11 protein-coding genes and 1 pseudogene are annotated in these 12,375 nt (G+C 66.9%); 5 read left to right on the top strand and 7 right to left on the bottom strand.

The window, feature by feature from the left end; translation table 11 throughout:
* Positions 1-24 precede the first annotated feature (24 nt).
* Positions 25-1,161: a peptidoglycan hydrolase RipC gene (ripC, locus tag ACLP4W_RS18540; RefSeq protein ID WP_442388444.1), complete on the bottom strand. Its 1,137-nt coding sequence runs from the start codon at positions 1,159-1,161 to the stop codon at positions 25-27.
* Positions 1,162-1,363: 202 nt separating this feature from the next.
* Positions 1,364-1,618 carry a hypothetical protein gene (locus tag ACLP4W_RS18535; protein ID WP_442388386.1) on the bottom strand — a complete coding sequence of 85 codons (255 nt, stop codon included), beginning with the start codon at positions 1,616-1,618 and terminating at the stop codon, positions 1,364-1,366.
* Between the two features lie 126 nt (positions 1,619-1,744).
* Between ACLP4W_RS18535 and ACLP4W_RS18530 the strand changes: the two are divergent.
* Positions 1,745-3,631, top strand: a pseudogene (locus tag ACLP4W_RS18530) (DEDD exonuclease domain-containing protein); the annotation flags it as partial.
* Here the strand turns inward: ACLP4W_RS18530 and trpD are convergent.
* Positions 3,569-4,672 carry an anthranilate phosphoribosyltransferase gene (gene trpD / locus ACLP4W_RS18525; protein ID WP_442388384.1) on the bottom strand — a complete coding sequence of 368 codons (1,104 nt, stop codon included), beginning with the start codon at positions 4,670-4,672 and terminating at the stop codon, positions 3,569-3,571. The pseudogene ACLP4W_RS18530 and the gene trpD overlap by 63 nt on opposite strands.
* A 150-nt stretch (positions 4,673-4,822) precedes the next feature.
* Between trpD and ctaE the strand changes: the two genes are divergently transcribed.
* From ctaE to qcrB, 4 genes are read left to right on the top strand one after another with little or no spacing between them, the layout of a single operon-like run.
* Positions 4,823-5,434 (top strand): aa3-type cytochrome oxidase subunit III, encoded by a 612-nt coding sequence (gene ctaE / locus ACLP4W_RS18520; protein ID WP_442388382.1) that lies wholly within the window; start codon positions 4,823-4,825, stop codon positions 5,432-5,434.
* A gap of 40 nt (positions 5,435-5,474) precedes the next feature.
* Complete coding sequence (gene qcrC / locus ACLP4W_RS18515) at positions 5,475-6,323, top strand: cytochrome bc1 complex diheme cytochrome c subunit (RefSeq protein ID WP_442388380.1); 849 nt, start codon at positions 5,475-5,477, stop codon at positions 6,321-6,323.
* Positions 6,320-7,513, top strand: coding sequence for a cytochrome bc1 complex Rieske iron-sulfur subunit (gene qcrA, locus ACLP4W_RS18510; RefSeq protein ID WP_442388378.1), 1,194 nt, complete (start codon positions 6,320-6,322; stop codon positions 7,511-7,513). The genes qcrC and qcrA overlap by 4 nt, the downstream gene beginning before the upstream one ends.
* A complete protein-coding gene (qcrB, locus tag ACLP4W_RS18505; protein WP_442388376.1) occupies positions 7,510-9,159 on the top strand; it encodes a cytochrome bc1 complex cytochrome b subunit in 1,650 nt (549 codons plus the stop codon). Before qcrA ends, qcrB begins: the two co-directional genes overlap by 4 nt.
* Positions 9,160-9,260: 101 nt before the next feature.
* Here the strand turns inward: qcrB and ACLP4W_RS18500 are convergent, their stop codons facing one another.
* From ACLP4W_RS18500 to ctaC, 4 genes are all read right to left on the bottom strand, one after another.
* Positions 9,261-9,893: a DUF2561 family protein gene (locus ACLP4W_RS18500; protein ID WP_442388375.1), complete on the bottom strand. Its 633-nt coding sequence runs from the start codon at positions 9,891-9,893 to the stop codon at positions 9,261-9,263.
* On the bottom strand, positions 9,893-10,822 hold the full coding sequence (locus ACLP4W_RS18495) for an MmpS family transport accessory protein (protein ID WP_442388373.1): 930 nt from the start codon (positions 10,820-10,822) through the stop codon (positions 9,893-9,895). The genes ACLP4W_RS18500 and ACLP4W_RS18495 overlap by 1 nt, the downstream gene beginning before the upstream one ends.
* Before the next feature lie 183 nt (positions 10,823-11,005).
* Positions 11,006-11,425, bottom strand: coding sequence for a cytochrome c oxidase subunit 4 (locus ACLP4W_RS18490; protein WP_442388371.1), 420 nt, complete (start codon positions 11,423-11,425; stop codon positions 11,006-11,008).
* A gap of 13 nt (positions 11,426-11,438) precedes the next feature.
* The coding region (gene ctaC / locus ACLP4W_RS18485) for an aa3-type cytochrome oxidase subunit II (RefSeq protein WP_442388369.1) at positions 11,439-12,375 on the bottom strand (937 nt) is incomplete at its 5' end.

The raw sequence follows: 12,375 nt of genomic DNA, 5'->3' as shown, positions 1-12,375 counted from the left end.
CGGAGAAGCTCCGGGCCGAGGCGTTTAGTAGCGGCGGACGTCGTAGATCGGGCCGGACGAGTTCATCGGCACCACCCGCACCGGCACGCCGTAGGTGGAGGAATGGATCATCATGCCGTCACCGATGTAGAGGCCGGCGTGCGACGCGTCGGAATAGAACGTCAGTACATCGCCGGGCTGCAAGTCCGACAGCGCGACCGGCTGACCGCCCTGGGCCAGCGCCTGGCTCGAGTGCGGCAGTTGAATACCGGCTTGCTGGAATGCCCACATCACCAATCCGGAGCAGTCGAACCCGCCGGGTGCCGCACCGCCCCAGACGTAAGCCGAGCCGACCTGGGTCAGCGCCGCCTGCACGACGGTGGCGCGGTCACCGCCACCCCCGCCGAAGGGAGGCGGTGCAAACAGTCCGCCGGGAGGTGGAGCCCCGCCCGGTGGCTGCCCGCCGGGCGGCGGCGTGCCGGGCGGCAACGCGTCCGGCACCGGCGCACCGGGTGCCGGTGCCGCCGCCGGAACGGGGCCGGGCCCGGCAAGCACGATCCGCTCCTGGGGCGACAAGGACACGTACTGCGACTTGACTACCGCGATCTGCACCTGCAGCTGGCTCTGCTTGGACTGCAGGCTCGCCCGGACCGCGGCCGCCTGCTCGGCCGCGCTCTTCGCGTCGGCGGCGGACTTGGCGGATTCCTGCTCGGCTTTGGCGGCCTGCTCACCGGCAACCCGGAAACTCGCCATCTGCGTGCGCATTTCAGTCGCCATCAGCCGTTGCACAGCCAGCTTGTCGATCAGGCCTTGCGGTGATTCCGCGGTCAGCATGGCCTCCATGCTGTCGACGCGGCCACCCATGTATTGCGCGGCGGCAAGTTTGTTGACGGCGCCTTGGAAGGCCGCCAGGCGTGCCTTCGCCGAATCCACGGTGGCCTGGTCGTCGGCGTGCCTCTTGTCTGCCGCCTGCTGGGCTGCCAGCTTGTTGTTCAAGTCGAGCTGCGCGCTGTGCATCGCCTCGGTGGTCTGCTCGGCCTGGCGAGACAGCTCGTTGAGCTTTGCCAGCGCGTCATCGGCAGGATCGGCCACCGAGTTCGCGGCAATCACTCCTGAGAAGACGGTCAAGCCCGCTAACATACCCAGGCAAGAACGTGTGAGGACACGCGCACGCGGGTACATACAGTCGAGCCTCAAAATTTGCTTCCTTAAACGGCCGTTGACGGATCGCCGTCCGAGCTAGTTCAGGTCTCAAACAGGTTACGAAACGATATCGGCGTTTGTCCAAAGCGGGCCGTTAAGAAAATGGATAGATTTCTGTCATTTCTATGTGAGTGATGGTGCGGACACCACGGCGGTCCAGCGGTTTTGGCTCGCAAGGCATTTAAGCGACACCGAACCCGCGATCGCGACGAATTGGCACCAGACGCAATCTCGGCGCCAATCCGACATCGGCAAGCACCTCCAGAGCGGCACGTTCGTCCCGCAACAAAGTTTCCGGGACCCCGAGTAACACGCTGACCACACAGTCGCGGCATTCCGGGCCGCGCGCCGCGCAGTCGTCGCAATCGATCACCACTGGTGCTTCCGCGCCGGGCGCACCGCCGTCGTGGTGCGCGTTGCTGTTGCATTGGGCCATCAGGCGGTCCTCTCGGTCTGACTTCTCCGAACACGAAGTCGGCTATCCGAACGCTAACCGCGGCCACCGACATCTATCGGCCGGCCACATCTCGCCCGGCGTGGGAACCCGCAGCTGTCGGTAGTGATGCTTAACGTCGCGGCCATGGGTGCAAGCGGCGCGACTCAGCTGAGTTTCGCCGACCTGGAGAGAGGCCGGGCACGGCCCTGGGACCCGGCGGTGGTCTCCAGGTCCCCAACCGGCGAACTCTCGTTGCGCGAAACGACTTTCGTCGTGGTGGACCTGGAGACCACCGGCGGCCGAACCAGGAGCACCGACGGAACTCCCCCGGACGCCATCACCGAGATCGGGGCGGTCAAGGTCCGCGGTGGCGTCGTGCTCGGTGAGTTCGCGACCCTGGTTGATCCGCAGCGCAGCATCCCGCCCCAGATCGTGCAGCTCACCGGCATAACCTCGGCGATGGTGTGTGACGCCCCGACCATCGACGCCGTGCTGCCCATTTTTTTGGAGTTCGCCGGCGGTGCGGTGCTCGTCGCCCACAACGCCGGTTTCGACATCGGATTTCTGCGGGCCGCCGCGCAGCGATGCGAAACCCCCTGGCCGCGGCCGCAAGTGCTGTGCACAGTCCGGCTGGCTCGCCGGGTGCTCACCCGCGAGGAAGCCCCCAGCGTGCGGCTGGCCGCCCTGGCGCGGCTGTTCGCCGTCGCCGCCCAGCCCACCCACCGCGCCCTCGACGACGCCCGCGCCACCGTCGAGGTGTTGCACGCACTCATCGAGCGAGTGGGCAACCAGGGTGTGGTCACCTACGCCGACCTGTGCTCGTATCTGCCCGACGTGACGCCGACCCAGCGCCGCAAGCGGGTACTGGCGGAAGGCCTGCCGCACCGTCCGGGGGTCTACCTGTTCCGCGGGCCGGCGCGCGAGGTGCTCTACGTCGGCACCGCCGTCGACTTGCGGCGCCGGGTAAGTCAGTACTTCACCGGCGCCGATCCCCGCGGCCGGATGAAGGAGATGGTCACCCTGGCCAGCGCGGTCGACCACGTCGAATGCGCGCACTCGCTGGAGGCCGGTGTGCGCGAACTGCGGATGCTGGCCGCACACGCCCCGCCGTACAACCGCCGGTCCAGATTCCCGCAACGTTGGTGGTGGCTGACGCTGACCGATGAGGCGTTCCCGCGGCTATCGGTGGTGCGAGCACCGCGGCACGACCGCGCCGTCGGCCCGTTCCGGTCCCGCACCGACGCCGCCGACACGGGCGCCCTGCTGGCGCGATTCACCGGCATCCGGACCTGTACCGCGCGGCTGGGACGTTCGGCCCTGCACGGGCCCGCCTGTCCCCAGCTCGAGGTGTCGCCCTGCCCGGCCGCCCGCGACGTCACGGCCACTCAATACGCGGCGGCGGTGGCGCGCGTCGCGGCGCTGATCGACGGACTGGACAACGGCGCCCTGTCCGCCGCCGTGCACCAGGTCAGCGCGCTCGCCGAGCAACGCCTGTTCGAAAGCGCCGCGCGGCTGCGCGACCACACCGCCACCGCCATCGAGACGCTGTGGCGCGGGCAGCGGCTGCGCGCGCTGGCCGCGCTGCCCGAGCTGATCGCCGCCGCACCCGATGGTCAGGGTGGCCATCACCTCGCGGTCATCCGCTATGGCCAACTCGCCGCGGCCGGCACCGCCAAACGCGGGGTGCCGCCCATGCCAGTGGTCGACGCCATTCACGCTGGCGCACAAGCGATCCTGCCAGTGGCGGCCCCGCTGGGCGGCGCACTGGTCGAGGAGACCGCGCTCGTCGCGCGTTGGCTCGCCACCCCCGGGGTGCGCATCGTCCGGGTCTGCGACACCGACACCGACTCCAGTGGCTGGGCCTCGCCGCTGCGGTCGGCCGGCGCCTGGGCGGCTTGGGCGGCAACCGCGCGCTCGGCGCGGCTGGCCGCCGAACAAGTTGTCCCCGGCTCAGAGCTGCTGGCTGAAGCGCACCCAACGCGCCAGCAACTGTTCGGCCGCACCGGAGTCGAGGGCCTCGGTGGCACGCCGCAGCCCGTCTTCCCACGCCGGCAACCATTCAGCGCGGCTGGATAGGCCGGCATGCGCGACGATCGCCCCGGCGGCGTTGAGCACCACCGCGTCGCGGACCGGGCCCTTGGCACCGGCCAACACGGCACGCGCCTCGGCCGCGTTGGCTTGCGCGTCACCGCCCAATAAGTCCTCGAGTTCGGCGCGGGCGAACCCGAATCCCGCGGGATCGAAAGTCAGCCGGTCCACCGTCCCGGCCTGTACCCGCCAGATCGTGCTCGTGGTGGTGGTCGTCAACTCGTCGAGCCCGTCGTCGCCGTGCACCACCAGCACGCTGGAGCGGCGCGCCGCGAATACTCCGGCCATCACCTCGGCCAGGTCGGCGAATGCGCAGCCGATCAAACCCGCCCGTGGCCGGGCCGGATTGGTAAGCGGCCCAAGGAGATTGAACACAGTGGGCACCCCGATCTCACGGCGCGCCGCGGACGCGTGCCGGTACGACGGGTGGAAGACCGGCGCGAAGCAGAACCCGATGCCGATTTCGGCGAGACTGCGCGCGACCTGCTCCGGCCCGAGATCGATCCGCACCCCGAGCGCCTCCAGCGTGTCGGCGCCACCGGACAGCGACGACGCCGCCCGGTTGCCGTGCTTGACCACCGGCACGCCCGCGGCCGCAACCACGATCGACGCCATGGTGGACAGGTTGACGGTGTTGACGCCGTCACCGCCGGTGCCGACGATGTCGACGGTGTCCCCGCGCACCGCGTCGGCCGGCATCGGGCGCGCGTGGCTCAGCATGACGTCGGCCAGCTCACTGACTTCGGCCGCGGTGGGAACCTTCATTTTCATCGCCACCGCGAAGGCGGCGATCTGGGCCGGGCTCGCGTTGCCGGTCATGATCTGGTCCATGGCCCAGCCCGCCTGGCCCCGCGCCAGGTCCTGACCGTCCGTCAAACGAGCCAGGACCTGCGGCCACGTCGATGCCGAGCCTGCCCCGGCCCCGAGAGACCCCACACCAGAGGAAGTCTCAGATGACGCAGCCACGCGCCGATGGTCCCACGACGGCCAACCGCCCCCAAACCGTTGCCGAAAGCGCGCCGGCATCGGCGCGCGCGCCACTACGAAAAGATCGAGAAAACCTCAATTGGCGCCCCGGGTAGAGTTCGACAACTACAAAGCGTCATACTTGCGGATGTGACCAGCGCTGTGGGGACCTCGGGTACTGCGATCACGTCGCGAGTGCATTCGCTGAATCGGCCCAACATGGTCAGTGTCGGCACCATAGTTTGGCTTTCGAGCGAACTGATGTTCTTTGCTGGCCTATTCGCGATGTACTTCACAGCGCGTGCGCAGGCCGGCGGGAAGTGGCCGCCGCCGCCGACCGAGTTGAATCTTTACCAAGCCGTGCCGGTGACGCTGGTGCTGATCGCGTCGTCGTTCACCTGTCAGATGGGTGTGTTCGCGGCCGAGCGCGGCGATGTCTTCGGGTTGCGCCGCTGGTATGTGATCACCTTCTTCATGGGCCTGTTCTTCGTCCTCGGGCAGGCCTACGAGTACTTCCACCTGATGACGCACGGCACCACGATCCCAAGTAGCGCATACGGCAGTGTGTTCTATCTGGCCACCGGCTTCCACGGGCTCCACGTCACCGGCGGACTGATCGCATTCATTTTCCTGCTGGCCCGCACCACGATGAGCAAGTTCACTCCGGCGCAGGCGACCGCCACCATCGTCGTCTCCTACTACTGGCATTTTGTCGACATCGTGTGGATCGCGCTGTTCACCGTGATCTATTTCATCCGATGAAGGCCGGCGCTTTCAAAAAGGAATGAACAGGAGTGCTCGGTTGAAGAAACTGGGGTCGACCCGATCCGGTCGCAGCAAGCGAAATGATCGCTCCCGGCGGCGTCTTCGCCGCCGGCTGTCGGGCGGACTGCTGCTGCTGATCGCACTGACCGTCGCCGGCGGGCTGGCCGCCGTGCTGACCCCCACCCCGCAGGTGGCCGTCGCCGACGAGTCTTCCTCGGCGCTGCTGCGCACCGGCAAGCAGCTGTTCGACACCTCCTGCGTGTCCTGCCACGGCGCCAACCTGCAGGGTGTGCCCGACCACGGGCCCAGCCTGATCGGCGTCGGCGAGGCGGCCGTCTACTTCCAGGTATCCACCGGCCGGATGCCCGCCATGCGCGGTGAGGCCCAGGCGCCGCGCAAAGAGCCGATCTTCGACGAGTCTCAGATCGACGCGATCGGCGCCTTCGTGCAAGCCAACGGCGGTGGCCCCACCCTGGTGCGCAACCCCGACGGCAGTCTCGCGATGCAATCGCTGCGCGGCGACGACCTGGGCCGCGGCGGCGACCTGTTCCGGCTCAACTGCGCCTCGTGCCACAACTTCACCGGAAAGGGCGGGGCGCTGTCGTCCGGTAAGTACGCGCCCGAACTGGGGCCGGCCAATGAGCAGCAGATACTCGCCGCCATGCTGACCGGTCCGCAGAACATGCCGAAGTTCTCCGACCGCCAGCTTTCCTTCGAGGCCAAGAAGGACATCATCGGCTACGTCAAGACCGTCAGCGAAGAGCGCCAGCCGGGCGGCTACGGACTCGGTGGCTTCGGACCCGCACCCGAGGGCATGGCCTTCTGGATCATCGGGATGGTCGCCGCCATCGGGCTGGCACTGTGGATTGGGGCGCGAGCACAATGAGCGACTCGAAGGTCACTGAAGGCGCCGGGCCGGCCCACGAGCCCGACGAGGCGGCGCTGGCCGCGATGTCACAGCAGGAACTGCTGGCGCTGGGCGGCAGGCTCGACGGCGTCGAGATCGTCTTCAAGGAGCCGCGCTGGCCGGTCGAAGGCACCAAAGCCGAAAAGCGCGCCGAGCGGGGCGTGGCGGCCTGGCTTCTGCTGGGCGGCGGCGGCTTCGGGCTGGCGCTGCTGCTGGTCTTCCTGTTTTGGCCGTGGGAGTACAAACCCAAGGAGTCCGCGGGCAGCCTCTTTTACACGCTGGCCACCCCGCTGTACGGCCTGACCTTCGGACTGTCCGTCTTGTCGATCGCTATCGGCGCGATCCTTTACCAGAAAAGGTTTATCCCGGAAGAGATTTCGATCCAGGAGCGACACGACGGCGCGTCTCGCGAGATCGACCGCAAGACGGTCGTGGCGAACCTGGCCGACGCCTACCAGGGTTCGACTATCGGACGGCGCAAGGTGATCGGGCTGTCGCTGGGCATGGGCCTGGGCGCGTTCGGCGTGGGCACCCTGGTGGCGTTTGTCGGTGGCCTGATCAAGAACCCGTGGAAGCCGGTGGTCCCCACCGCCGACGGGATGAAGGCCGTGCTGTGGACGTCGGGCTGGACCCCGCGTTACCACGGCGAGACCATCTACCTGGCGCGGGCCACCGGGACGAGCGAAGGAGCGCCGTTCGTCAAAATGCGCCCGGAAGACATGGACGCCGGCGGGATGGAGACCGTCTTCCCGTGGCGGGAGTCCGACGGCGACGGCACCACCGTGGAATCACACGAAAAGCTCAATGCGATCGCGATGGGTATCCGCAACCCGGTGATGCTCATCCGTATCCGGCCCACCGACATGCCCCGGGTGGTCAAACGCCAGGGCCAGGAGAGCTTCAACTTCGGCGAGTTCTTCGCCTTCACCAAGGTCTGCTCGCATCTGGGTTGCCCGTCATCGTTGTATGAAGAGCAGTCCTACCGAATCCTGTGCCCTTGTCACCAGTCGCAGTTCGACGCATTGCATTTCGCCAAGCCGATCTTCGGTCCGGCGGCCCGCGCGCTGGCACAACTGCCCATCACCATCGACACCAACGGGTACCTGGTCGCCAACGGTGACTTCGTCGAGCCCGTCGGACCGGCATTCTGGGAGCGCACAACAACATGAGCCCGAAACTGAGTCCCCCGAAGATCGGCGATGTCCTGGCTCGCCAGGGCGAGGACATCGACACCCGGTATCACCCGTCGGCGGCGGTTCGCCGACAGCTCAACAAGGTCTTCCCCACACACTGGTCGTTCCTGCTCGGTGAAATCGCGTTGTACAGCTTCATCGTGCTGCTGCTCACCGGCGTGTACCTGACGCTGTTCTTCGATCCGTCCATGCTCGAGGTGACCTACCACGGCGTCTACCAACCACTGCGCGGCGTCGAGATGTCGCGCGCCTACGAGTCGGCGCTGGACATCTCCTTCGAAGTCCGGGGCGGCCTGTTCGTCCGCCAGATCCACCACTGGGCCGCGTTGATGTTCTCCGGCGCGATCATGGTCCACCTGGCGCGCATCTTCTTCACCGGAGCGTTCCGGCGGCCGCGCGAGGCCAACTGGGTCATCGGTTCGCTGCTGCTGATCCTCTCCATGTTCGAGGGGTACTTCGGTTACTCGCTGCCCGACGACCTGCTGTCGGGTATCGGCCTGCGCGCCGCGATCTCGTCGATCACGCTGGGCATGCCGGTGATCGGCACCTGGCTGCACTGGTTCTTGTTCGGCGGCGACTTCCCGGGCACCATCTTGATCCCCCGGCTCTACGCGCTGCACATCTTGCTGCTGCCGGGGATCATCCTGGCCCTGATCGGGCTGCATATGGCAATGGTGTGGTTCCAGAAGCACACCCAGTTCCCCGGCCCCGGGCGCACCGAGCACAACGTCATCGGCGTGCGGGTGATGCCCGCGTTCGCGGTGAAGTCCGGTGCGTTTTTCGCGGCTATCACCGGCGTGCTGGGTCTGATGGGCGGCCTGCTACAGATCAACCCGATCTGGAATCTGGGTCCCTACAAGCCATCTCAGATTTCGGCCGGCTCGCAGCCGGACTTCTACATGATGTGGACGGAGGGCCTGGCCCGTATCTGGCCGCCGTGGGAGTTCTACTTCTGGCATCACACCATCCCCGCGGTGGTCTGGGTCGCCCTGATCATGGGCGGAGTTTTCATCCTGCTGACCATCTACCCGTTCCTGGAGAAGCGGTTCTCCGGCGACTACGCCCACCACAACCTGCTGCAGCGGCCGCGGGACGTCCCGGTGCGCACGTCGATCGGCGCGATGGCGATCTCCTTCTACATGCTGCTCACCCTCGCGGCGATGAACGACATCATCGCGTTCAAGTTCCACATCTCGCTGAACGCGACGACGTGGATCGGCCGCATCGGAATGGTGATCCTTCCGCCGTTCGTCTACTTCATCACCTACCGGTGGTGCATCGGGCTACAGCGCAGCGACCGGTCGGTGCTCGAGCATGGCGTCGAGACCGGCATCATCAAACGGCTGCCGCACGGCGCCTACATCGAGCTGCATCAGCCGCTGGGGCCCGTCGACGACCACGGCCACCCGATACCGCTGGAATACCAGGGCGCGCCGGTGCCGAAGCGAATGAACAAGCTGGGCTCGGCCGGAACCCCGGGCAGCGGCAGCTTCTTGTTCGCCGATCCGGCGGCTGAGGACGCGGAGCTGCGCGAGGCGGCGCACACCTCCGAGCAACGTGCCCTGACCGCGCTGCGCGAACACCAGGACAGCAGCGTCGGCTCCCCGAACGGCGAACACTAGCTCGGCACAGCCGGGCAATCCAGCACAGCCCGGCGACGATGCGGGTCGGCACGACCTGCTGAGAAGCCGGGCAATCCAGCACAGCTGGGCGCCTGGCCGGGCTAGCTCGCGGCGACCACGCGGCGCAGCTGCCGGACATGCAGCCATTCGATGACCGGCATCGCCGCGGTGACGACCCCGGCCACCCCGTAGACGACCCAGGACGGGCCGTCGTGACCGACGGCCATCAGATACGTCGCCGCCGCGACCGCGATCAGAGCGGCACCCATCGTGCCGATCAGTACGACGGTGCCGCGCAACCAGACCCGATCGACAGCCGCGCCGGACCACTTGGGTTCCGGCTCCACCGCTTGAACGCTCTGCTGGCGCGCCCGCTGGGCCGCCGTGCGCGCGGCGGGAGCCATGAGGCGCACCTGGGGCCTGCCCGGCCCGGTCATCGACGAAGCGGCAGGATCGCCATTGGCCATGCGACGAGCGCGCAACAGCACCGGGATCGCCCCGGCGATGATCAGCGCGGAAACGATGATGACGACATACAGCACCCACGTGGTATGCGAGTTCCCGGCCATCTTGTGAAAGCCCCGGCCCAAATCCACCAGCGCGACGGACGCGGCCACGCTCACGCCCAAAAACACCAGCCAGATAGCGGCGCACGCCCCGACCAGTATGCGATCGATGACATCCGGCGGAACGGTGTCCGACCCACGCCGGTACGCGGAATATCTGCTGACCATCAGCAGCTCGTCTGCGGTGCGTCGCTGTTGTTCGACGACAGCACCGCCCCGTCGCTGGTGGTGATCGCGCAGTTGAGTCTGCTGACCCGGAAGAGGCTGGACGCCTGGACCGAGCCGACGTCGGACGTCGAGATCGGTGTCACCGTCATCGACCACGGGATGTACACGTTGTGCTGGGTGCGTGACCGACCGGAGGCATCGACGTAGGTCACCGAAATGATGTCGCCCGGCGCCTTGGTGCCGGTCACCGAGTACGTGACCTGCCGCGGACCGGCCGGGGTGGTGCTCGCGGTGGTCGGCGGCGGCGCCGACGTTGTGGTCGCCGGCGGGGGCGCCGCAGTGGTCGTCGGCGCCGGTGGTGGCGGAGGTGGCGTCACCGTCACAGTCTGGGTCTCCGTGGCTGTAGGGGTCGCGGTGGGCGGCGGTGGTGGCGGCGGCGGGGGCGGCGCCGTGGTGGTCGTTATTTCGTCCTGCATCGGCGGCGTCGACGGGGTGGTCGTGGGGCCGGGGTTGGCAAGTTTGTTGGTGTCGTTACGCGTGACGAGCAGCGACACCGAAACCACGAGCGCAATCGCGGCCACGATGGCCGCGATGCCGACCACCCATGGCCAGCGCGGAGCACCGTGCTCGTCATCGGAGTCGGAGGAATCGTCGTAGGCGTCGTAGTCGTAGAGCCTGGGGTCGGCCGGCACATACGGGCCGCTGATGAAATGCTCGGACTCGGGAGCCGAGTAGGCCCGCGAATACGCATCCGTCTGGCCCGTCTGGTCTGGCGCCGCTATTTTGCCGCTGTCGTCGAGTGGTTCCAGCCCGTCATGGGAATCGAGTTCGCCGGATTCCACTTCATCGCCGGAATCCGGTTCATGGCTGAGCTCGCTGGCGGAATCGGATTCATCAGGATCCCATCCCGGAGGATTTGGCCCGCTCATCTTTGCCTGCCCTGTCCAACTTCATCCCCGGCGCGCGGGGCTCCGCGGCTACTTCGTTGCGCGCGCGCTCGCGAGATTCTCATTGTGCCTGGGCAAACCCTACCGAACGGAATAGAGCAAATAAGTCTTGGCGAACGGGCCGCTGATCAACTGATGCCCTGATTGTGACCTTTGGGACGCCAATCAGTGCCTCTCGGGACCGATGTAGTACTCGAAGACCAATCCGGCCACCGAAGCAAGGATGAACACCACCCCGGCAACGATCAACCACGGCAGCCACAGCGCAATACCGGTCGCGGCGGTTGCGCCCGACAACGCGACCAGAATCGGCCACCAGCTGTGCGGGCTGAAGAACCCCAATTCCCCTGCCCCGTCACTGATCTCAGCGCCTTCGTAGTCCTCGGGCCGAGTATCCAGCCGACGCGCCACGAACCGGAAGAAGGTGGCCACGATCAACGCCATGCCACCGGTCAGCGCCAGTGCGGTGGTGCCCGCCCACTCCTCACCGCCGGTGGCGTACAGCGCCGTGAGCACCCCGTACAGCACCGCCGCGAAAACGAAAAACGCGGCCATGAATTCAAACAGCCTGGCTTCGATATGCATTGAGCGTCCTCACCTACTGGCTTGCGGTCAATTCACCGCGGCGGGTCTCGAACGGGTGGGTGGTCACCGCTACCGGCGACTGGGCGATCGCCCGCAATGCCTCTGCGTTGGTCTTTCCGGCGATCCGTTGCTGCAGGTAGGCCTTGAAGTCGTTGGGCGCCACCACCCGAACCTCGAAGTTCATCATGGAGTGATAGGTGCCGCAGAACTCGGCGCAGTGACCGACGAATGCCCCGGTCTTGGTGATCTCGTCGACCTGGAACACGTTGACGGAGTTGTTCGCCTCGGGGTTGGGCAGCACGTCGCGCTTGAACAGGAATTCCGGCACCCAGAACGTGTGCACGACGTCCGCGGACGCCAACCGGAATTCGATGCGCTTGCCGGCGGGCAACACCAGCACCGGAATTTCACTGCTGGTTCCCAGGGTCTCGACCTTGTCGAAATTCAGGTAGGTCCGGTCCTCGGTGTTGAGCCCGCGCACCGGCCCGACGCGCTCCTCCCCGTGCGAGTCCTTGCCTTCCGGCTTGGAGACCATCGCGGCCTTGCGGGCGGGGTCGGCGCCGTCGTAGGTCAGCGTGCGGTCTTTGAAATTGATGCGCTGATAACCGAACTTCCAGTTCCACTGGAAGGAAGTGACGTCGATCACGACCTCGGGGTCCTTGGCCAGATGCAGCATCTTCTCCTGCACCACCACGGTGAAGTAGAACAGCACCGAGATGATGAGAAACGGCGTCACGGTGAGCACCAGCTCCAGCGGCATGTTGTAGCCGAACTGTCGGGGCAGTTCGGTGTCGGTTGCCTTCTTGCGGTGAAAGGCGGACGACCAGAAGATGAGGCCCCACACGATGACACCGACGACCAGCGAAGCGACCACCGCTCCGATCCACAGCTCCCGATTGAGGTGGGCCTGCGGGGTGATGCCCTCCGGCCAGCCCATGCCCAGCGCCTCC

Source organism: Mycobacterium sp., assembly GCF_052145595.1.
Taxonomy (GTDB): domain Bacteria; phylum Actinomycetota; class Actinomycetes; order Mycobacteriales; family Mycobacteriaceae; genus Mycobacterium.
The sequence above is the reverse complement of the archived record's forward strand: the minus strand, read 5'-3'. Positions and strand labels throughout refer to the sequence as shown.